At 60.6% G+C, this 21,449-nt stretch carries 15 protein-coding genes and 1 tRNA gene; 2 read left to right on the plus strand and 14 right to left on the minus strand.

Features of this window, described 5'->3' with window-relative positions:
* Positions 1–46: 46 nt before the first annotated feature.
* The 9 genes from CJU81_RS14170 to CJU81_RS14210 form a co-directional block, all read right to left on the minus strand.
* Positions 47–1,231, minus strand: coding sequence for a type III PLP-dependent enzyme (locus CJU81_RS14170; RefSeq protein WP_176464848.1), 1,185 nt, complete (start codon positions 1,229–1,231; stop codon positions 47–49).
* A complete protein-coding gene (locus CJU81_RS14175) occupies positions 1,228–2,988 on the minus strand; it encodes an IucA/IucC family protein (protein ID WP_095037154.1) in 1,761 nt (586 codons plus the stop codon). Before CJU81_RS14175 ends, CJU81_RS14170 begins: the two co-directional genes overlap by 4 nt.
* Positions 2,985–4,127: an MFS transporter gene (locus tag CJU81_RS14180; protein WP_095037155.1), complete on the minus strand. Its 1,143-nt coding sequence runs from the start codon at positions 4,125–4,127 to the stop codon at positions 2,985–2,987. The genes CJU81_RS14175 and CJU81_RS14180 overlap by 4 nt, the downstream gene beginning before the upstream one ends.
* The gene (locus CJU81_RS14185) at positions 4,112–5,890 is read right to left on the minus strand and encodes an IucA/IucC family protein (protein WP_095037175.1); all 1,779 of its coding nucleotides are present in this window, start codon (positions 5,888–5,890) and stop codon (positions 4,112–4,114) included. Before CJU81_RS14185 ends, CJU81_RS14180 begins: the two co-directional genes overlap by 16 nt.
* Positions 5,887–7,086, minus strand: coding sequence for an ATP-grasp domain-containing protein (locus CJU81_RS14190; RefSeq protein ID WP_095037156.1), 1,200 nt, complete (start codon positions 7,084–7,086; stop codon positions 5,887–5,889). The genes CJU81_RS14185 and CJU81_RS14190 overlap by 4 nt, the downstream gene beginning before the upstream one ends.
* A 74-nt stretch (positions 7,087–7,160) precedes the next feature.
* On the minus strand, positions 7,161–9,245 hold the full coding sequence (locus CJU81_RS14195) for a TonB-dependent receptor family protein (protein WP_095037157.1): 2,085 nt from the start codon (positions 9,243–9,245) through the stop codon (positions 7,161–7,163).
* Positions 9,246–9,262: 17 nt separating this feature from the next.
* Complete coding sequence (locus CJU81_RS14200) at positions 9,263–10,030, minus strand: HpcH/HpaI aldolase family protein (protein ID WP_254924877.1); 768 nt, start codon at positions 10,028–10,030, stop codon at positions 9,263–9,265.
* A 239-nt stretch (positions 10,031–10,269) separates the two neighbouring features.
* Positions 10,270–10,345 (minus strand) — tRNA-Asn (locus CJU81_RS14205).
* A 65-nt stretch (positions 10,346–10,410) separates the two neighbouring features.
* The gene (locus CJU81_RS14210; RefSeq protein WP_095037159.1) at positions 10,411–11,607 is read right to left on the minus strand and encodes an amino acid aminotransferase; all 1,197 of its coding nucleotides are present in this window, start codon (positions 11,605–11,607) and stop codon (positions 10,411–10,413) included.
* A gap of 323 nt (positions 11,608–11,930) precedes the next feature.
* Between CJU81_RS14210 and uvrB the strand changes: the two genes are divergently transcribed.
* On the plus strand, positions 11,931–13,946 hold the full coding sequence (uvrB, locus tag CJU81_RS14215) for an excinuclease ABC subunit UvrB (protein ID WP_095037160.1): 2,016 nt from the start codon (positions 11,931–11,933) through the stop codon (positions 13,944–13,946).
* A gap of 113 nt (positions 13,947–14,059) precedes the next feature.
* Here uvrB and CJU81_RS14220 read toward each other — a convergent pair whose 3' ends face one another.
* Entirely contained in the window at positions 14,060–14,482 is a 423-nt protein-coding gene (locus tag CJU81_RS14220) for a RidA family protein (RefSeq protein ID WP_095037161.1), read from the minus strand.
* 147 nt (positions 14,483–14,629) lie between these two features.
* Between CJU81_RS14220 and CJU81_RS14225 the strand changes: the two genes are divergently transcribed.
* On the plus strand, positions 14,630–15,781 hold the full coding sequence (locus CJU81_RS14225; RefSeq protein WP_095037162.1) for an MFS transporter: 1,152 nt from the start codon (positions 14,630–14,632) through the stop codon (positions 15,779–15,781).
* A 125-nt stretch (positions 15,782–15,906) separates the two neighbouring features.
* Here CJU81_RS14225 and CJU81_RS14230 read toward each other — a convergent pair whose 3' ends face one another.
* The 4 genes from CJU81_RS14230 to CJU81_RS14245 form a co-directional block, all read right to left on the minus strand.
* Positions 15,907–18,255 (minus strand): TonB-dependent siderophore receptor, encoded by a 2,349-nt coding sequence (locus CJU81_RS14230; protein ID WP_254924879.1) that lies wholly within the window; start codon positions 18,253–18,255, stop codon positions 15,907–15,909.
* Positions 18,256–18,483: 228 nt separating this feature from the next.
* Positions 18,484–19,461: a FecR family protein gene (locus CJU81_RS14235; protein ID WP_095037164.1), complete on the minus strand. Its 978-nt coding sequence runs from the start codon at positions 19,459–19,461 to the stop codon at positions 18,484–18,486.
* Positions 19,462–19,484: 23 nt separating this feature from the next.
* Positions 19,485–19,979: a sigma-70 family RNA polymerase sigma factor gene (locus tag CJU81_RS14240; protein ID WP_095037176.1), complete on the minus strand. Its 495-nt coding sequence runs from the start codon at positions 19,977–19,979 to the stop codon at positions 19,485–19,487.
* Between the two features lie 84 nt (positions 19,980–20,063).
* Positions 20,064–21,383 carry an MFS transporter gene (locus CJU81_RS14245; RefSeq protein WP_095037165.1) on the minus strand — a complete coding sequence of 440 codons (1,320 nt, stop codon included), beginning with the start codon at positions 21,381–21,383 and terminating at the stop codon, positions 20,064–20,066.
* Between the last annotated feature and the right edge of the window lie 66 nt (positions 21,384–21,449).

The following is a 21,449-nucleotide window of genomic DNA, read 5'->3' on the forward strand; positions in this document are numbered from 1 at the left end:
CTTGCCTCCGGTAACTGGCAGCTATTGAGCTGCCAGTTGTGTGCAATCAACCCTCGATAAAAACCTTCCGCGGCGGTTCATGCATCAAGAAGTTCTGATGCGAGATATTCCACGCATAGGCGCCCGCCAGGGTGAACACCAGGAGGTCACCGATCGCCAGTTGCGCAACAGGTTGCTGCCTGGCAAGAACATCCTTGGGCGTACACAGCTGGCCTACCAGGGTGACGCTCTGACCGGTGATCTGCGCAGGCTCTGTACCTCGCACAACCGTGAACGGATGATCATGACCCTGTGCTGCAGGCGTGCGGAAGTGATGGGTGCCACCACGCCCGATGGCAAAAAACTCACCGTGGCTGCTTTTGATATCCAGCACCTGCATCACGTAATAACCACAGGCTGCGCTGATAAAACGCCCGATTTCAAAACGGATACGGGTTGCACCCATACCGTACTCGTCGATCAACTCCTTGAGCCCCCGGCAAAACCGAGCCCAGTCGAATGACTGCGTCACATCCTGGTAATGGATGCCCATGCCACCACCGACATTCAGCACTGGCAGTTGCAGGTTGTGATCTGCACACAGTTGGCGGAAAGTCAGAAAGTAGCTGCGAATCAACTCAAGGTGCGCATCGACATCCAGCTGGTGAGACAGCAAATGAAAGTGCAACCCCTTGAGTTCCAACGACGACTCTTCGCGCACTATTTTCAGCGCACTGGCCAGCCCCTCCTCATCCAGGCCGAACGGTGTGGGCTTACCGCCCATCACCAGCCTGCTCTGCGGCGCCCTTGCCAGCTTGAGGTTCAGGCGCAGCATGACCGGTGCCCGCACCCCGCGCTCACGGGCGATGCGCGCCAGGCTGCGCAGCTCGGTCACACTCTCGACATGAAACGCCGAGATGCAATACTGCATGGCTATATCCAGTTCACGATCAAGCTTGCCAGGGCCGCCAAAGATCAGTGGCTGGTCGGGGCATTGCTCATGCAGCCAGGTCAGCTCACCACCCGAGGCGGCTTCAAAACCGTCCACCCAGGGAGCAAGGGTTTTCAACACCCGCGCCTCCGGGTTGGCTTTGGCGGCATAGAATAATTCGCAGTTTTCAGGCAGTACTTCACGCATCGCCTTTATATGCCGCTCGAGGGCCGGCAGGTCATAAACATAGGCACACAATGGCGCGTGATGCTCAGCCTTGAGTTGCTCGATACACCGATTAACAGCTGCAGGAAGAGTCATGCGCATTCGCTCTTTTCAATCATCGCCAACGGGCTCGGTAGCTGGGTGTAACCGGCCTCCCGGTCGGCCCGCATCATCAGGCGGGTCATAAAGTTTTCCTTGCTCGGCAACGGTGCACCGGCGCACAACTCGCGCAGTTGCTGCGGATGGCCCAGACAAGCCGACTGCGCGTGCAGCAAATCGCCGATGCGCGCCCACAACTGCTGTTCCAGCACCTCGCTGCCGTTGGACAGATGGAAAATCGCCTCGCCCAGATTGTTCACCAGAGCGCAGTAACCCACCCGCTGCCAGGCCTTTTGCGCGCTGTAGTAGACCGAGCTGCGGGTACGCTCGTCGAGTGCACTCAGGCGCTCTGCCGGCCAGATTTCAGGTACCAGCTTGGTGCCCTCCAGATCGCGGATCCACACCCGGCTCGGCAAGCCGTCCCGGGTAAAACCGATAACCGTGTTCTGCAAATGCGGCTCCAGCGCCACACCCTGACGGAACAGGCAATACAGCACGCCACCCAGCATTTTCGCGGCATAGGCATCCAGCCAGTTGAGTGTGGCCTGCTCGATACCCAGGCCGCTGTTGTCGGCATAACGCCGCAGCTGCTGGCGGCAGACACTGCGACCTTGCAAGTCCCAGGTAAACAGCGCCATTGCCACTTGTGGCTGATAGGCCTCGCGATCGGCAATGGACAGGTTTTCCCGGTAAACGATACCGAAGCATTCGGTGACTTCGCGAGCCTCTTCCAGGGTTCCCAAAGCACTGAGGTCCAGGCTGGTAGCACTGGGTTCGGGCATCAGCACAAAGTCCGGCTGGCGGATCGCCAGTTCACTCATCACCGGCCCCAGCAGCCGGGTCAGGGCCACTGCACTGTCCAGCTCATACCAGGCGTTCTTGCGCACGCAGTTAGTCAGCCGCACATGCATGGAGAACTTCATGAAGTAGGCCATTTGCGGATGATAAAGCGTGCGCACCGACGAGGTCGGGAACATGGCCTGGCCCAGAGGCCCGAGGTATTCGATCAGGCCCTGTTGCTGGGCGCGCTGCACCAGAGGGTCGGCCAGTATGCGGCCGACTTCCCAGGGGTGGCACGGATAGGCATCGTCGCGCCCCGCCAGTTGCTGCAGGGTACTGCGCGGGTCCTCGCCCTGATGACGTAGCAGCGCCGGGTCGATCTTGAACCAGTGCAACTGAAAGGTCGCGCCGACTTCCGGCGAGCAGGCCAGCAAATCGTGATGGGAGATACCTTCACGGCTTTTCGGCGTAGGGTGCAGGGCGTGCCCCCAAAGCTGATGCTGTTCTGAAGCCAGCAGACTGTCGGATGCCTGGTTGGCCGGCCGCGAATGGCGCAGAAAGGTTCGGGTGATCTGCAGGCTGTTGGCGACCTGTTGCAGCATCTCACCGACGCGCTGCGCACCACTCAGGGGGGTACACAGCAGGCTGGCCAGCTCCTGGGCATCCAGCGGTCGCCAGCTCTGCTGGTTGCCCTTGAAATAAGGCGCGCCGATGTAATGGCAACGGCCCAGCAGGCTGGCACTGTCGATACGCACCACCAACCGGCCGCCGGGCAGACGGATGCCAATGCAGCGGCCATTGGCCTGGCGCAGGCTCATCGGCAGATCCTGGGCCTGATAGTTCAGGTTGGCTTCATTACGCGGCAAGGCGTATTCACGCAAATAGCAATTGAGCAGGCATTCGATGGCATGACGCTGGGCTTCGCCATCGAGGGCATGGTCATTGAGGGACAGTGTATCTGGAGCGAACATCATGCCGGAATCTCCCGGGAAGTGATCATTAGAGGGCGCGCCAGCGCCATGGCTGCCAGAGCCGCAAGGCACGCAACAAGAAAGGGCGAAGCAATCCCGCACATTTGGCTGACCACCGCGGCCGTGCCTCCGGCAGCGGTGCCGGCCCATTTGCCACTGGCGTCAAACCAGCCGAACAGGCGCCCTGCACTGCCTTGTCGGCTGCGCTGGCTCAGGCAACGGTGCAGCCCGACAAAGCTGAGCAACATGCCCGCCCCGCTGAGCAGTCGCAGCACGAATAAAGGCTCGGGGTGTACGCTCCAGAATTGCAGCGCATTGCTGAGCGCCAGTAGCGCCAGCCCCGGTAACAGCAGGTTGCCCTGGTGCTTGTGGACCCAGGGCAAGGCCAGCAGGTAAACCACATGCGGCAGGCTGTAGAGCACGCCGATCAAGGTGTCGTTGCCAATTCCCAGTTGTTCGCCGTAAGGCATGAAGTAGGGAAAGGTGACCACCATGGCGAAGCTGAACAAAAACTGCACCGCCAGCAACCGCGCCATGTCGGGCGGCAACTCTGTCGGTGCTACGGTTTTCATGCTGTCCAGGGCATGCCGGGGGTTGTCGTTGGGCAGTGGCAATACCAGTACAAAAGCCAGCAGCGGCAACCACGCCAGCCAGCTGTAAAGGTTTATGCCCAGACCCCGGGAGGTCAGCAGCCCCAGCAGGATCGGGCCGCTGATCATTGCCAGGCGTGCCGAATATTGCGTCCAGTTCAGGGCCCGGGACAGATCCCCGCCCTTGAACTGAGTCGACAGGTAGGCGTTGGAAGCTGCCATTGCTCCGCCAAAAGTGCCCTGGATAATCAACGCCAGGACAAATACGGTCAGGTTGAGGCTAAAGCCCGCCAGCAGAAAACCTGCAAACAACCCGGCATGGGCACGCAGCAACGACAGGCGACAGCCGTTGCGGTCCGCCCAGCGGCCCCAGATGGGTGCCGCCAGGGCGGTGCACAGGGTCGGCAGGACAAACAGCACGCCGATGGCCCAACCCGGTGTGGCAGGCGCCAGATCGGCCAGGATGCGCGGCAAATACAAGGGAATCCCCAGCGCCGTAAAGGCCGACAGGTAATGCCCCAGCAGCACGCTGGCGATCAAACGGCGCTGCATGGCACCTCCTCCAGCAGGAAGTTCGCCGCGCTGTAGCCATAGAACTTGTTGATGTCACTGGCCCCGGAGTGGGCCTTGCTGAACAGGCTGCCTGCGCTGAGCAGGTACTTGACCGGCAGCCTTGGGCTGTCGAGCAGCCAGCGGCGGGCGTCGTCACAATTGATGCCTTCGACTTCGAGTTGCTGCAGACAGCCAGTCAAGCGTTCACGCAGCGTGCCATACAGGCTGGCTTGAGTCGCAAGCCCTGCGGCCGCAATGGCCTGCACAATGGCAACGATATTGAGCTGCAAGGTAATGGTGCAGAACATCTCGGCCAGGGGCTGGCTACTGTCAACGCGGATACGCTCATCCAGCAAGGCCGCCGGCAGCTCGGCGAGATCCGGGCAGGCTGCAGCGAAACGTTGCGGCCACAGGCGCGCGGCGTCGTTGTCCTTCATCAGCAGGCGCATTGGCTGACCCGGTTCGAAAATCAGTACGGCGTTCTGCTGATTGGCCTCAAGCGCAATGCCGTACTGCAACCACAGCCGCAGATGAACCTGCAGCAACAGATCAAGATAATCGTCGAGCCAGTGTTGCAAGGAGCCGGCATAAAAGCGCTCGACCAGTTGTTCAAGGAACAGGTGGCCATCGGCAAGCGGGCTGGCCAGTGCGGCTACAGGCACCAGCGTGGCGTTCTCCAGACCCGCCGGATAGCGGCGCACGATATAGGCCAGGTGACGGCTTTGCGCAGCATGGCCGCCGTGTTGTTCATCAACGTGCAAAAAGCGCGACGCCAGCGCCGGGTCACGCCCGGCCAATGCCAGCAAGGTCGTTTCAAACCAGTGACCGTCGTACAGAGTGCTCGGTTTGATCAGGCGCAGGTTGCGTGCACCCAGGGTGGTTACCAGCAACGGCAACTTGATGTGCCAATGAGGTTGAGCGCTGCACACCACAGTGCGCACCGACAGCGTCGGTTCGACCAGCATGGCCGTTAGCGGTGCCTTCATCGTACCTTCAGGCAGGGCGAACTGCTCCAGCTCGCTCCAGGTCAGCGGGTGAACCGGTATCAATGCATGACTGTGGTGCAGGGTCGCTGCCAGGCCGACGTCCTCGAAGCCCGGCCAATGCGGCGGCTGCGGGCTGGTCAGGGTCAGCGCCTGCTTCGGGACCGCCAGCCAGTTCAGCTCGAAGCGCGGCGCAAACTCGGGCGCATAGCGTGCAAGTGCCTCGCCATCAAAACCACTTTTGGCCCGTGCCGTCGGGTAAAACGGGTGGTCCAGATAGCTTGCCAACTGGTCGATTTTCAGCAGCCGTTGCGACCAGTCCTTGAGCGCAGTTACATCATCGAGCCCGGAGGCATGATGTTGATAGGCTTGCTGGCACAGGGTGCGGTGGGTGGTGGCGCAATCGGCCTCCTGCACGTAGGCGGCGAACAGTTCAAGGCTCTCTTCATCGAGCCCCTGGCTCAAGTGGCCCAGCCAAAGCGGGTAACCACGCTGGACCCCGGTCATGTGTGGCGCAACCACGACCCAGGCATCGCCTGTACATACCCACTCCTGCAACGGATACGCCCTGACCACTGGCAGCCACAACTCGTCAGCCCCCAAATGGGCAATCCGCAGCCAGTGGCCACCGGGTTCGTGCGCAAGGTGCTGGCTCAGCGCCTCGGGCAGCTGAGCGATCCGGCCCTGACTGACCAGCCCGCGAATATCTTCACGCAGGCAGCAATCGATGATGCGGCGGGTCATGTACGCCTGATCGGCAGCGTCTGGATACAGGCTCATGCCACCACCCATTTCAGGTCATTGAGGGTCGAATTGAGTTGCGCATCCAGGCTTACGGCATCCGGGGCTATCAGACGCAATACACCGACGTAGTCCTTGTTCGAATGGCTGATGGTCACGGTGTCACCGGCATGTTGCAGTGCACGGTAATCACACCAGTGACCCTCGGACTCGACATTGAAGCTGGCACTGGCCTGATCCAGCCGCCCCGAGCGGTCAGCGACGAGGTAATGCACGGTCGCCTGGGCCTGAGCCGGTTGAGCATCGACCAGCCCATGGCCCAGATGCAGGGCAACAATGCGGTCAAACCAGCCCTGTGGCAGCAGCCGCTCGAGCAAAAACTCGCGACCGTCGCCGATGCTGCGATAGTTGATCTCCACCAGCACCGGGCCTTGGGCCGTAAGAATGAACTCACTATGGCAAACGCCAAAATTGACCCCGAATGCCGCCACTTGCGCCAGAGCAGCTGACCGCTGTGCGCTGCTGAGCGGGCCATTCCAGCGGGCAGCCAGTTCGACAAAATGAGGCGGTGCAGAAAGGCTTACGTCAAAGCCGCCGATGGCTTGCAGGCTGCGACCGTCACCGAGGGTTTCGAGGGTGAACAGCGGCCCTTCCAGATACGCCTCCAGCAGCAGTGCACGATCCGGTTGCTGCTGCCAGAACCGTGCGCAATAAGCGCTCAGTTCGGCGGCGTTGTGACACAAACGCACGTCCAGGCTGGCCACCCCTTCACGGGGCTTGGCAACCACCGGCCATGGCGCATCGTCAGGCAACTCGCAACGTGATGTGAGCACCTGGAACCACGGCCCGGGCAACCCCAGACGCTGCATGCGCTCACGCATGGCCGCCTTGTTTTTGGCCGCATGGCACAACCGCCAGTCTTTGCCGGGGCACTCGAACGCTTCGGCCACCACGGCTGTCGCGGTTTGCAGATGGTCGCTGTTGGAAAACACGGCAAGCGGGCGCAAACCCTGGCCATTGAGCGTTTCGATAACCGCCAGCGGGTTAAAGACATCGCACTCGATCACCTGCAGCCGGTCCGGCGAAAGCGACGAACCGGCAAGCAGGCGACGGTGTTCCTGTGCGTGATCAGTGATCAGCACAATCGGCAGCCCGCGCTGCTGCGCGGCTGGCATAAAACCCTCGAGAATGGCTGGGTGTGCGACGTGGGCAAGGATGACAAATGGACGTTGCATGGCAGTTTCCTGGGGGCAACAGTTGCCCGTCCCGCTGGATCGGGCAACTGATTTACAAAAGCGCGTGTGCGCGGTTAGAAGCGGTAGTTGACGCCTAAGGTGAGCGAACGCTCTGGCGCGGGTTGACGACCCCAAGGGCTGGTGTCGATACCACGGAAATAGTATTCGCGGTTGAACAGGTTGCTGATGCCTGCCGAGGCAGTCAGGACGCTCTTGTCTGCCAGCGGGAATTCACGCTCGATGGCCGTATTCCAGACCCAGTAGGCAGGCAGTTCGCCCACGCTGGCCGAGGCGTTTTCTTCGCGGGTATTGGCAGCGTCGGTGTAAGCCTTGCTGATGTACAGACCGTCGAGGTTGTAGGTCCAGTGCTCGGCAAAACGGTAACGGGCATCCACCATAAACTGGTTGCGCGAGGAGTACGGCACTTCGTTGTCCTTGTAGGTGCCATTGCGTTGCTTGGCATCCAGATAGGCATAACCGGCATGCAGGTCCAGATCACGCATGGCCTGCGGGGTCCAGAAAATATCGGTCTCGAAACCCTGGTGACGGGTGCTGCCAAGGTTGTCGAAACGGTCAGTGGTGGCGTTGTAGACGATCTGATCATCGAAATCGATGCGATACAGGTTGAAGTCAACCCGCATGCCGTCCCACGGGGTGTAACGCACGCCGGTCTCGTAGTTCCATGCCAGTTCGGCACCGACCGCGCCTTCCTTGACGATCTGCGTGACCTGGGGCGGACGCAGGGACTTCTGCGCGTTGGCGTAGACATACCAGGCATCGTTCGCCTGGTAACCCACGGTCAGGCCCGGCAGCCATTCTTCAGACTTGTTCTCGCGCTCGAACCCGGTGATGCCATCGCTGTAGTTCATGTGCGCGTTTTCATAGCGCGCACCGGGGGTGATAGTCAGACGATGATCGAGCAGGCTGATGGCGTTGCTGATGTAAAACGCACGGGCGCTGTCATCGAACTTCCAGTCACGGAACGGCGAGGTGACGCCGGTGGCGAGGCTTTGGCGGTTGACCTTGTAGCTGATGTCTTCGCTGACATAGCGGGCGCCGAGCAACCAGGTCTGGCCGACGGTATCGCCATCGATGGTGGCGCTGATGCGCGGCTCCGAGCCCCAGACCTTGAAGTCCCGCGGACCGTCCTGCTTGGTCACGGCCGTGCCGTCCGGGGTGAACGGCAAGCCGACGACGAAATTGCGGTAGCTGTTGTGGGCAAAGTTGGTCCAGCTGAACTCAACCGAGTCAAATGGCCCCATGGCACCCAGGCGCTGGGTGTAAGTGCCCCACACACGGTCGGTGTCACCTTCGAAGCGGTCCAGCGGGCGCGTTGACTGACGCGGGTCGTCCTTGTAGTCCTTGACGCTGAGCGCGCCGGCCAGGTCCATGTCGGCCTTGTAATGCTGAACGCCAAAGCTCAGATCACGGTCGTCATCGATGTTCCACTGGCCGCGCAGGCGATAGTTCTGCACATCGGTATCGGAGTGCTCGCGGCCGTATTCGCCGCTCAGGGTATTGATATCCAGTTGCAGGCCGAAGTTATCGGTCAGGTAGCCGCCGGTACCCAGATAGGTGTCCCACAACTGGCGCCCGCCAGCATTGAACGTGGTCTTCTCCTGCAGGGTGGTTTCCCACTCGCGGGGGATCGGCTTGCTGATGAAGTTGATCACCCCGCCGACGTTGTTCGGACCGTATTGCACCGCTGCGCCCCCGCGCACGATATCAACCCGGTCGACCGTGGCCATGGTCATGGGAAACAGCGACAGACCGGTCTGGCCGTACGGCGCCAGCGCGAGTGGAATGCCATCTGACAAGGCCTGAATCCGGCCGCTGCGACTTTCATACAGCCCGCGTACCGAAATCTGAGGCAGCGCACCGGTACCGGTTTCGTCAAAAATCTTGATGCCCGGAACCCGTTGCAGCGCATCGTCCAGACCGCGGGTGCTGGCTTTTTTCAGGTCACTGGAATCGATTACGCTGCGACTGCCCGCATAGGTGCGTACCTCCTGATCACTGGCGGCTCCCAGGACATCGCCCTGAATTGTCATGGGCGCCAGCTCCACGCTGTTGCCCGCCGGTTGATCCGCGGCCATGGCCGCGTGGCAGATGCCCAGTGTTATGAGGCTCAGTGAAAAGTGTAGAGATTTTGTTTTCATTGGACTACGTCGGCTCATTATTGCTGTTGGAGAGAATGCAGGCGGGCTTTGAGTGCGTTATGCAGCAAGCCACGGTCTTCACCGGCCAGAAAACTGCGCACGCCGCGGGAACGCCATTGCGCGTTCTGTTCGGCGGTGCGGGGGTTGGCGCAAAAAGCCACGCCGGCGCCAAGGCAGGCGTCGGCCATGCCTTGCAGGGCTTGCCAGACCAGTGGATTGAGCGGATCCGGCCCCAGGCCGAGATCAAGGGCCAGGTCGAGGGCGCCTTCCATGATCATGCCGACCCCTGCCAACTGCAGGATGTCCCCCAGAGCTTCAACTCCGGCGCGGCTTTCGATCATGGGAATGATGGGAGTCTGGCGGTTCGCCAGCTCGATATAGTCGGGCAAGGACAGGCGACCGAAGCCGGTGATACGCCCGCCCGTAATGCCGCGCTTGCCCAGGGGCGGGAAAAAAGCCGCCTCAATGGCGCACCGGACTTGCTCGGCACTTTCGGTACGGGACAGCACAATGGCCTCAATGCCGGCATCGAGCGCCCTGCCGATCAGCTTTTCGTCCACTTGCGGCATGCGTAGCCAGGGCGAAATACCCGCTGCCTCACAAGCGCGGATGCAATGCATAAGGTCTTCTTCAGAGCGCAGCAAGTGCTCCAGATCGAGGATTACAAAGTCGTAGCCCGCAAAGGCGAGCATCTCGCAAAGCATGGGTGAAGGGAGAGAGTTGAGCATGCCGTAAACGTTCTTCCCGCCTTGAAGCCGGGAAAACACCGGAGAAGTTCTGATCACTGACACAGGTCCTTTGAGCGAGCAAGCACTGAAGCCAATAATAATCATTCTCAGATATGAGTAAATGATTTTTATTATCGAACAGCGATATTCGTGACGAACTTCGTAAAAAAAACGTTTCAGTTCACTTGAAAATGGCCAAGAGCCATTATTTGGAGGGGAATTTGCGGTGTGCGACGGGGGAATTGGTAAATTTCAGGCAAAAAAAAGCCGCTATCGCTAGCGGCTTTTTTACTATCTGGCTCCACGACCTGGACTCGAACCAGGGACCCAATGATTAACAGTCATTTGCTCTACCAACTGAGCTATCGCGGAATGGCACCTATCTTACTGATATAAAAAGAGAAGTCAACACTTTTGCTGACTTCTCAGCGGATTATTCAGATGACCTGAACAATCGCATCGGTTACCGCTTCAATGTTGCGTTGATTCAAAGAAGCCACGCAGATTCGGCCGGTATCCAGGGCGTAAATACCGAATTCGGTACGCAGACGCGTCACTTGTTCAACGGTCAGGCCGGAGTACGAGAACATGCCACGTTGACGCGCAACAAAGCTGAAATCATGGCCCGGGGCCTTTTTCGACAGCAGCTCAACCATCTGCAGACGCATGCCACGAATACGCAGACGCATTTCTGCCAGCTCTTCTTCCCACATCGCACGCAGCTCCGGGCTGTTGAGCACAGCAGCGGCAATGGTTGCACCATGGGTCGGCGGGTTGGAGTAGTTGGTGCGGATCACGCGCTTGACCTGGGACAGAACGCGGGCGCTCTCTTCTTTGGACTCGGTGATGATCGACAGTGCGCCAACACGCTCGCCGTACAGCGAGAACGACTTGGAGAACGAGCTGGAAACGAAGAAGCTCAGACCCGATTCGGCGAACAGGCGCACGGCTGCTGCGTCTTCGTCGATGCCGTCGCCAAAGCCCTGGTAGGCCATGTCCAGGAACGGGATCAGGCCCTTGGCCTTGACCACATCCAGCACGTTCAGCCAGTCGGCCGGGGTCAGGTCAACGCCGGTCGGGTTATGGCAGCAGGCGTGCAGCACAACAATGGAGCCGGCTGGCAAGGCATTGAGGTCTTCGAGCATGCCGGCACGGTTCACGTCATGGCTGGCAGCGTCATAGTAACGGTAGTTCTGCACCGGGAAACCGGCGGTTTCGAACAGCGCGCGGTGGTTTTCCCAGCTTGGATCACTGATGGCCACCACTGCACCCGGCTGCAGCTGCTTGAGGAAGTCAGCACCGATTTTCAGCGCGCCCGTGCCACCAACGGCTTGCGTGGTGATCACCCGGCCAGCCGCCAGCAGTGTCGACTCGGCACCGAACAGCAGCTTCTGTACAGCTTGGTCGTAGGCAGCAATACCGTCGATCGGCAAGTAGCCGCGCGACGCATGTTGGGCAACCCGAATCGTTTCGGCTTCGACAACGGCACGCAAGAGCGGGATTCGTCCCTCTTCGTTGCAGTAAACACCGACCCCCAGATTCACTTTGCTGGTACGAGTATCGGCGTTAAATGCTTCGTTGAGGCCCAGGATAGGATCGCGTGGTGCCATTTCGACAGCGGAGAACAGGCTCATTATTACGGCGGCTCTGAATGGGGAATGGAGGGGGTGACAACGCTCCAGCCGATTGCACTAGAGCGGTGCACAAACGGGGAGCAAGTATAAGCCCGATCAGGATTCGGGCAACAGGCTATTGCCGGTTTTGGGCAAGTATTTGAGTTTATTTTCAGGCCACTGGTCTAATTGCAATCTTTACCAATATGCCCGTATCAGAGCTGTGCCTTGAAACAGTCAGACACGACCTCCATATTTAGCCGTATCCTGTTTTTTCCTGCGGCCAGAGTCGCATGCACTTATAAAGGCCATTGCTTTTATAGAAGCAAACCCTGAGGTCCTTCATGCCCGATTTTCAGCTTGTTACCCGCTTCAAGCCCGCAGGCGATCAACCCGAAGCCATTCGCCAGATGATCGAAGGCATCGAAGCCGGTCTGTCGCACCAGACCCTGCTCGGGGTAACAGGTTCGGGCAAAACGTTCAGCATCGCCAACGTGATCGCCCATGTGAACCGCCCTACCCTGGTGCTGGCGCCCAACAAAACCCTGGCAGCGCAGTTGTATGGCGAGTTCAAGTCGTTCTTCCCGAATAACGCGGTGGAGTACTTCGTTTCGTACTACGACTACTACCAGCCCGAAGCCTACGTGCCCTCCTCCGACACCTTTATCGAGAAAGACGCCTCGATCAACGACCATATCGAGCAAATGCGCCTGTCCGCGACCAAGGCTCTGCTGGAGCGCAAGGACGCGATTATCGTCACCACGGTGTCATGCATTTATGGTCTGGGCAGCCCCGAGACCTATCTGAAGATGGTGCTGCACGTCGACCGCGGCGACAAACTCGACCAGCGCGAGTTGCTGCGCCGCCTGGCCGACCTGCAATACACCCGCAACGATATGGATTTCGCCCGTTCGACATTTCGCGTGCGCGGTGACGTGATCGACATCTACCCTGCCGAGTCGGATCTGGAAGCGGTACGCATCGAGCTGTTCGATGATGAAGTCGAAAGCATCAGTGCCTTTGACCCGCTGACCGGCGAAGTCATCCGCAAGATGCCGCGTTTTACCTTCTACCCCAAGAGCCACTATGTAACGCCGCGCGAAACCCTGCTGGACGCCGTCGAAGGCATCAAGGAGGAACTCAAGGAGCGTCTCGAGTACCTGCGTGCCAATAACAAGCTGGTCGAAGCCCAGCGCCTGGAGCAACGCACCCGTTTCGATCTGGAAATGATCATGGAGCTGGGTTACTGCAACGGCATCGAAAACTACTCGCGCTACCTCTCGGGCCGCGAGTCCGGTGCCCCGCCACCGACCCTGTTCGATTACCTGCCGGCCGACGCCTTGCTGGTGATCGACGAGTCGCACGTCAGCGTGCCCCAGGTCGGCGCGATGTACAAAGGCGACCGCTCGCGCAAAGAGACCCTGGTGGAATATGGTTTTCGCCTGCCTTCGGCCCTGGACAACCGGCCGATGCGTTTTGACGAATGGGAACGCATCAGCCCGCAGACGATTTTTGTCTCCGCCACCCCGGGAAACTACGAAGCCGAGCACTCGGGCCGCGTGGTCGAGCAGGTGGTACGCCCCACCGGTCTGGTCGACCCGCAGATCGAAGTGCGTCCGGCCCTCACCCAGGTCGACGACCTGCTCTCCGAAATTGCCAAGCGCGTGGCGCTGGAAGAGCGTGTACTGGTCACCACCCTGACCAAGCGCATGTCCGAAGACCTGACCGACTACCTGGCCGACCACGGCGTGCGTGTGCGCTACCTGCACTCGGACATCGACACCGTGGAGCGCGTCGAAATCATCCGTGACCTGCGCCTGGGCGTTTTTGACGTGCTGGTGGGGATCAACCTGCTGCGTGAAGGTCTGGACATGCCCGAGGTGTCATTGGTGGCAATTCTGGACGCCGACAAGGAGGGCTTCCTGCGCTCCGAGCGCTCGTTGATCCAGACCATTGGCCGGGCGGCACGTAACCTCAATGGCCGGGCGATTCTCTATGCGGACCGCATCACCGGCTCGATGGAGCGCGCTATTGGCGAGACCGAACGCCGCCGCGAAAAACAGATCGCCTTCAACCTCGCCAACGGCATCACGCCCAAAGGCGTGTTCAAGGACGTTGCCGACATCATGGAAGGTGCGGTGGTGCCGGGTTCGCGCAGCAAGAAGCGCAAAGGCATGGCCAAGGCTGCGGAAGAAAACGCCAAGTACGAAAACGAACTGCGCTCGCCGAGCGAGATCAGCAAACGCATTCGTCAACTGGAAGAAAAAATGTACGCCCTGGCCCGGGATCTCGAGTTCGAGGCCGCGGCGCAAATGCGCGACGAAATCGGCAAACTGCGCGAGCGGTTATTGCAGGTTTAACGCTCCACATTGTCCCTGTGGGAGCGGGCTTGCTCGCGATTGGATCGATGCGGTGTATCAGGTAAACCGCGCCGTTTCTATCGCTAGCAAGCCCGCTCCCACAGGTCAATCTCTCAGACGGCTACCGCCGCCACTGCCTCGACCTCAAACAACATCTCGTCCAGCGCCAGGCGCGGCACCGGGATCAAGGTACAGGCCGGTGCCGGCAGCTCGCCCCAGACCCGCGCTACCTCAGCGCCCAGAATCTGCAGACGTTCCATGTTGTGATCAACGATCAATACCGTGATCTTGGCCACGTCCTTGATCTGCGCATCCGCCGCTGCCAGGGCGATCTGCAGGTTGGCAAAGGCCTGGCGGACCTGCTCGGCAAAGTCGCTGGACAGCTCGCTGTGGGCGTTCTCGCCGCCCTGGCCGGCGGTGTACACCAGCCGCACATTCGCTGCCACACGGGCAACATGGGAGTAACCGTTGGGCGCAGGGTCATACAGCCCTGCGGGGTTGAGCAACAGCACTGCGGAGTCAGAGTTCTTGTCCATAAAATACCTTCCAGTGGCAGCGGGATAAGCAAGCGCGCTATTCAACCACTCTCGCCAATCCGTACGCCAGCGCCCTCGCGACTCATGCCGCAAATATGCAAGGATGTTACGCCGCAGCGCACCAAAGCCCGTTTTCCAAGGATGACCATGACTGCCATCACCACCCAAATGCCCCTCGTGCCCGGGCGTCTTGAACAAATGTCGACCCGCATTGCCTTTTTCATCGCAGGTTTTGGCCTCGCCGCCTGGGCGCCACTGGTGCCCTACGCCAAAGCGCGGGCGGGACTGGACGAGGCCACTTTGGGCCTGTTGTTGCTGTGCCTGGGCGCGGGCTCGATCCTGGCGATGCCCATTGCCGGAATCCTCGCCAGCCGTTATGGCTGCCGCCGGGTGCTGGTGGGCGGCACGCTGCTGATCTGCCTGGCATTGCCACTGCTGGCAACGGTCAGTGCCATACCCTTGTTGATCGCCACACTGTTTTTGTTTGGCGCGGGCCTGGGTGCCGTGGACTCAACTGTCAACCTGCAAGCGGTGATCGTCGAGCGCGCCAGTGGACGCAATATGATGTCGGGGTTTCACGGGCTGTTCAGTGTCGGCGGAATAGCCGGTGCGGCCGGTGTCAGCGCCCTGCTGGCGCTGGGTCTGTCGCCGCTGTGGGCGATTGTGGTGGTGATCGTGTTGATCCTCGCGGCCCTGCTCAAGGCCGCGCCCCATCTGCTGCCCTATGGCAGTGAAAGCAGCGGCCCGGCGTTTGCCGTGCCCCACGGCGTGGTGCTGTTTATCGGTTTGTTGTGCTTTACCGTCTTCCTGGCCGAAGGCGCGATGCTCGACTGGAGCGCCGTTTTCCTGACCAGTGAGAAAAGTATCGACGACGCCTATGCCGGGCTGGGTTATGCCGCGTTTGCCTTGACCATGACCGCTGGGCGACTGATGGGCGACACCATCGTCAAGCGTCTGGGTGCGCGACTGGTGATTGTCCTGGGTGGGTTGTTTGCCGCCGCGGGCATGGCCCTGGCAACCCTGGCACCGAGCTGGGAAGTGGCACTGCTGGGCTATGCACTGGTGGGCGTGGGTTGCTCCAATATCGTGCCCGTGCTGTACACCGCGGTGGGCAAACAGACCGTGATGCCGGAGCACATTGCCGTGCCAGCCATCACCACACTGGGCTATGCCGGGATTCTGGCAGGGCCTGCGGCCATCGGCTTTATTGCCCATGCCAGCAGCCTGAGCAGTGCCTTTTTGCTGATCACCGCCATGCTCCTGGCCGTGGCCATCAGCGGGCGGATTTTGCGGGTTTAGAGCGCGCCCCTCACCCCAGCCCTCTCCCGAGGGAGAGGGAGCCGATTTGAGGTGTTGCACAAATTTGCTGCTGCTTTTAGTCCCCTCTCCCTCCGGGAGAGGGTTAGGGTGAGGGCGCTTTTGGCTTAAAACCCGACACTCGCCTGCACAAAGAACGTACGCGGCTCGCCCAGGTAAATCCCCGCGTTATTGTCGCTGGAGCGAGTGTAGTACTCCTGATTGAACAGGTTCTTGATCCCCGCTCCCACTTTCAGGTTTGACGCTTGCGGGCCGAAGTCGTAGCCAACCCGCGTGCTCCAGGTCGCATATCCAGGAATATCGCCGTACTGGCCATCCGGGGTCGGATCAGTGATGTACACCCCGCCAGTGCCCGGCGCGTGCTGCTGGGACTGGGCAAACATGTCCAGGTTGTAGGTCCAGCGGTTGACCACGTAACGCGCACCGAGGTTGACCACCTGGCGCGAGTACAGCGGCAGATCACGCCCTTTGAAGTTCGGGATGTCACCCTCGGAGGTCGCCTTGGTGTAAGTAAAGCCCGCGTTCACCGACAGGCCGTCAAGGCGCGCGTCCAGTGCCGACATGTCGTAGTGAACCGAGGTCTCGATGCCCTGGTGCTTGGTCGCGCCCAGGTTGGTCCAGCCCACGTCGTTGCTCACGTATTGCAACTCGTCGGCAAAGTCGATGTAGAACAGCGTCACTTCACCGCCCCACACGCCATTGTCGTAGCGCGTGCCCAGCTCGTATGTCTTGGCCTTTTCAGGACGCAAACCCGCCGCCGTGGCATCACCTACGCCACCCTGGCCCAACTGGAAGTACTGCAGGCTGCCGAACGAGGTTTCGTAGTTGGCAAACAGCTTCCAGGCATCCGACAGGTGATACATCACGCTCAGGGCCGGCAGTGCTTCGCTGCTGTCGATGCTGCGGTTTTTCTCCTGCACCGGCTTGCCGTTATTACCCAACACCGGGCGGTCGTGCCAGTGGGTGCTGATTCGCTCAAAACGGATGCCCGGAGTGACCGTCCAGTTCCCCACATCGATCTTGTCATCGATATAAAACGAGTTGGCCTCGGTGCCGCCGGTACGGTCTTGATAGACATGGCCGTCAGCCCCGGGGCCTGGCACAGGCACGTTATTGACCAGATACACCTGGCTGGCCTCTTCGTGCATGGCCTCTTTGAGGTAGCGATAGCCCAGGCCGACTTCTTGCGTCACTGGCCCCAGGGTGAACACATGGGAGACCCGCGGCTCGATCCCGAAGGTGTGGTAACTGCGCGGATACGCAGCCAGGGTTTGCAGATTGCGCGCGGCAATGTTGCTGCCACGGAAGCTGTCGGTGTAATAGGTCAGGACTTCAAACTGGGTCTGGTCGTCGATCTGGCGCAAGTACTTGAAGGACACATCCTTGCGCCGCCCGGTGAAGTTGTCGTAGTCGCGCAGCGACTGGTACGGGTCAGCGTCAAATTGCTTCTGGGTCAGGCCGCCGGGCATGTCTGCCGTGGCATCGTAGTAGTGAAAGTTGAGAGTAAAATCATCCTGGTCAGTGGGCGCCCAGTGGGTCTTGAGCAACACGTCATCGATATCGTTGTCGTTGTTGCGCGCACGATAGCCTTCACCCTTGACCCCGGAATACAGCAGTGCGGCACCGATGCCGTTGTCCGCCGTGCCGCCGAGAAAGGCCGACTCAATATGCTTCCAGCCGCCGCGTTCGGAGGTTTCCAGGGTTGTGCCGACTTCGCCCTGGAAGGTTTCGGGAATGGCCCGGGTCACGAAGTTGATTACCCCGCCCACGTTTTGCGGCCCGTAGCGCACCGAACCGGCGCCGCGTACCACGTCGATGCTGTCCAGGTTGCCCGAGGAAATCGGCGCCATCGACAGTTGTGGCTGACCGTAGGGTGCAAACGCTGCCGGAATACCGTCAATCAGGACGGTGGAGCGCGGCGACAGGCGCGACGTCAAACCGCGTACCCCCACGTTCAGCGAGATATCACTGCCGCCCGTGCCGTTGGACTCCTGCACCTGAACACCGGGGATACGCTTGAGGGCATCACTGACGTTCATCGTGCCCTGCTCGACCATCGCTTCGCGGCGCACCACCGTGCGTGCCCCCGGGTGGTTCTGCACCACCGCGTCATTGGCATCGCTCAGCCAGTTGCCGACTACCTTGACATCCACCGGGCCCAGTTCCAGCGGCCCGGACGCTGGCGCAGCGGCACTGACCGTCGGCGCTGCGCGCAGGGTTACAGCATCACCGTCAAGTTCGTAGCTCAAGCCACTGCCTTGCAGCAGTCGGGCCAGCGCCTGTTCAGGCGACAGATTGCCATCGACCGCCGGGGCCTGCTTGCCCGCCACCAGTTGCGGGCTGAAAAACACCTGCAGCGAAGTCTGCTGCGCCAGTTGACTCAGGGCTGCACCCAGGGGCTGGGCCTGGATATGGATCGCACTCGAAGCGGATTGCGCAGCAAACGCAGCAGGCATCGCCGCGCTGACCGCCAGGGCCAGGGCAAGTGGCAGCAAGCGCGCTCGGGCAACAGAAGATGGAGTGCTCAAAGGTGTTTCAAGCGAGCAAAGTCGCCCACGAGGATTGTTGTTTTTCACGTCGAGTCTTGCCCTATGGATCGCACTTGAGTGCGACTGTTAATGCAAACCAGTTGCAGTTGTTCAAGAAGACGAAGAACTCGAAAAAAACCTGAATCGACGGGCCTTTTATTTTTTTGCGATGATTTCCTGGCTGCCGTCAGCCCGCGTCATGATTGCGACCGGCAAGATCTGCGGCAGTGCCTTGAGCAGTGCATCGGTGTCATTGGTTTTGAACACGCTGGTCAGGCGCAAGCGGGCCACCGCAGGCGTACTCACCCACGGCGGCTTGTCACGGTAGCGCGACACTTGTGCCGCCACGTCTTCAAGACTGGCGTCTTCGAATACCAACTGGCCCTTGCGCCACGCCGTCAACGCACGGGTGTTGACCGGCTGCGCGGCAGCCACCAGGCCACGCTCATCAACAATCGTACCCAACCCGGCTGTCAGGGTGACCACGGCGTCCGGGTTGGCCCCCTGCACCCGCACATGCCCCGACTCCACCGCAACGCGAGCCTGATCGCCCTCGCGCAGCACATCAAAGCGGGTGCCCGTGACCGTCACCTGCCCGGCCCCGGCCTGCACCACAAACGGCCGGTCGGCATCATGGGCGACGTTGAACATGCCCTCGCCGCGCTCCAGTTCGACAATACGCTGCTGGCCTTCGTAGCTGACCCGCACCAGGCTGCGGCCATTGAGTTCAATGGCCGAACCATCGGGCAGCGTCACGGTACGACGCTCACCCAGCGCCGTGGCAAATGTGGCGTGATAGCCGGCAGAGGCTTGCAGCTGCATCCATATGCCCGCCCCGGCCGCCACCGCGACAATGCTGGCTGCCAGCCCGTAGGCCAGAAACGAACGCCGGCTGTGCCGCGGTGCAGGCACATCACACAGCGCCTGCAAACGGGCCCTGGGCAACAGGTCGGCGGCAGACCACAGACTGGCCAGCCACTGGTACTCTGCCTCATGGCCAGGGTGGCGGCTACGCCAGGCCTCGAACTCGGCCTGCTCGGCCACACTCAGGGTTTGCCCTTGCACCCGCGCAAACCAGGTCGCAGCCGCGTCACGCACGCTGGCGCTGCCACAGGTACAGTCTCGTGTATCCATCCTGCAATCCTTTACCGATGTCATCACGGAGCCTCCACGCGTTCACGCAAATGGCGCAGGGTGCGGATCATATACTTTTCCACCATGTTCCTGGACAACCCCAGGCGCTCGGCAATCTCGGCCTGGGTCAGACCTTCGATTTTCTGCCAGACGAAGACCTTGCGACAGTTGAGCGGCAGCTCCTGCAAAGCCCTTTCGACCGACTCAGCCAACTGGATAGCGCGCATATACTGCTCCGGATCGCCGGTTTCGGACGAACTTGGGGGAACGGCTGCCAGCTCCTTGGCGTCGCGTAGCTCTTCGCGGCGAAAACCGTCTACCGCGATATTGCGTGCTGTCTGGTGCAAGTACGCCCGCGGCTGCTCGACCGCATCCGGGTTGGATTCGAGCACGCGGACAAAGGTGTCATGGGCCAGGTCTTGCGCCTGCTGGCGATTGCGCAGGCGCCGGGTCCAGGTTCCGATCAACTCTTCGTAATATTCAAAGAAGCCCGTTCTGCGGGGCACTTTCTGAGTCATCGCACGGGACTGCACAGGTGGGGCGCGAATAGTAATGCTTCCTATTAGAGCCAGCAATCACCGTGATGACAGAAGTTCGACCCGCTAGATCCCCGCCTTGGCCAGCAAACGTTCCTGGACTGCCGTGGCGCCCCTGAAACCGTAGCGCCGGGCAGTTAGCAACCCCACAAGGCCCATCAACGCACAGAACCCCACACACACCCACGGGCTCCACGGCATCAATGCAATCAGCAGCAACGGCGTGGTGCTGGCCCACAGCGCATAGGCGATATTGTAGGTAAAGGAAATTCCCGAAACCCGTATCGGCGCCGGAAACAGGCCCACCATGACCGACGGCACCACCCCGACAATCCCGCAGGTCAAACCGGCGAACGCATAAGCCAGACCGGGCACTGCCCACTGCCCGACCAGGCTGGCGTACAGCAAGCCGATGCCCAGCGGCAGCAACGCACTGTACAGCGCGATACTGCGCCACACGCCGATACGGTCAACGATCAACCCGGCCAGCACACAGCCGATATTCAAAAACACGATACCCAGGCTGCTCAACGCAAAGGTATGGCTGGCGCTCATGCCGAAGCGCTGTTGCATCACGGTCGGGGTAATGACCACAAACACCACGACAGCGCTGGTGAGTACGCAGGTCAGCAGCGCGGCTGGCAACAAAGAAGCACGGTGGTCGCGCAGGACGGTGCGCAAGGGGAACTCGGCCCGCCCCTCTTTACGTTCGCGCAGGGCCAGAAACACCGGTGTTTCACTCAGCCAGCGGCGTAGCCACACGCCAATCACGCCGAACACGCCGCCGAGCAGGAACGGAAAGCGCCAGGCGTAATCGAGGATCTCGGCCGGGGTGAACAGTTGCGCCAGCAGCGTTGCGGTCAAGGCACCTATCAAATAGCCGAAGGTCAGCCCGGCCTGCAAAAAGCCCAGCGCAAAGCCTCTGCGCCCGGCCGGTGCATGCTCGGCCACGAACACCCACGCACTGGGTACCTCGCCCCCGACCGCTGCGCCCTGGAGGATGCGCAAGGCCAGCAGGATCAGCGGCGCGAAGTAACCGATGTCGGCGTAAGTGGGCATGATGCCGATCAGCAGGCAGGGCAGTGCCATCATCAGGATGCTCAGGCTGAACACCCGCTTGCGCCCCAGGTGATCGGCAAAGTGCGCCATCAGGATCCCGCCCAGTGGGCGTGCCAGATAGCCGGTCACAAAAATCCCGAAACTTTGCAACAAACGCAGCCATTCGGGCATGTCCGGCGGAAAAAACAGCTGGCTGAGGGTCAGGGCAAAGAACACGAAAATGATGAAATCATAGATTTCCAGCGCCCCACCCAGGGCAGCAAGGCCCAGGGTTTTGTAGTCGGAACGGGTAAAGCGCACCGTTGTGGTTTGAGTATCGGCAGACATAAATAGGCTCAATATGAACGGGACACGCCTATATTGGCGTTTGCGGTCGAGGGCGCGAGCATAGCA

The sequence above is a fragment of the Pseudomonas fragi genome (assembly GCF_002269505.1).
Classification (GTDB): Bacteria; Pseudomonadota; Gammaproteobacteria; order Pseudomonadales; family Pseudomonadaceae; genus Aquipseudomonas; species Aquipseudomonas fragi_D.

Coding starts and splice junctions, on each gene's coding strand:
- CJU81_RS14170 (WP_176464848.1), bottom strand. CDS start 1,231: ATGACTCTTCCTGCAGCTGTTAATCGGTGTATCGAGCAACTCAAGGCT.
- CJU81_RS14175 (WP_095037154.1), bottom strand. CDS start 2,988: ATGATGTTCGCTCCAGATACACTGTCCCTCAATGACCATGCCCTCGAT.
- CJU81_RS14180 (WP_095037155.1), bottom strand. CDS start 4,127: ATGCAGCGCCGTTTGATCGCCAGCGTGCTGCTGGGGCATTACCTGTCG.
- CJU81_RS14185 (WP_095037175.1), bottom strand. CDS start 5,890: ATGAGCCTGTATCCAGACGCTGCCGATCAGGCGTACATGACCCGCCGC.
- CJU81_RS14190 (WP_095037156.1), bottom strand. CDS start 7,086: ATGCAACGTCCATTTGTCATCCTTGCCCACGTCGCACACCCAGCCATT.
- CJU81_RS14195 (WP_095037157.1), bottom strand. CDS start 9,245: ATGAAAACAAAATCTCTACACTTTTCACTGAGCCTCATAACACTGGGC.
- CJU81_RS14210 (WP_095037159.1), bottom strand. CDS start 11,607: ATGAGCCTGTTCTCCGCTGTCGAAATGGCACCACGCGATCCTATCCTG.
- uvrB (WP_095037160.1), top strand. CDS start 11,931: ATGCCCGATTTTCAGCTTGTTACCCGCTTCAAGCCCGCAGGCGATCAA.
- CJU81_RS14220 (WP_095037161.1), bottom strand. CDS start 14,482: ATGGACAAGAACTCTGACTCCGCAGTGCTGTTGCTCAACCCCGCAGGG.
- CJU81_RS14225 (WP_095037162.1), top strand. CDS start 14,630: ATGACTGCCATCACCACCCAAATGCCCCTCGTGCCCGGGCGTCTTGAA.
- CJU81_RS14230 (WP_254924879.1), bottom strand. CDS start 18,255: ATGCCTGCTGCGTTTGCTGCGCAATCCGCTTCGAGTGCGATCCATATC.
- CJU81_RS14235 (WP_095037164.1), bottom strand. CDS start 19,461: ATGGATACACGAGACTGTACCTGTGGCAGCGCCAGCGTGCGTGACGCG.
- CJU81_RS14240 (WP_095037176.1), bottom strand. CDS start 19,979: ATGACTCAGAAAGTGCCCCGCAGAACGGGCTTCTTTGAATATTACGAA.
- CJU81_RS14245 (WP_095037165.1), bottom strand. CDS start 21,383: ATGTCTGCCGATACTCAAACCACAACGGTGCGCTTTACCCGTTCCGAC.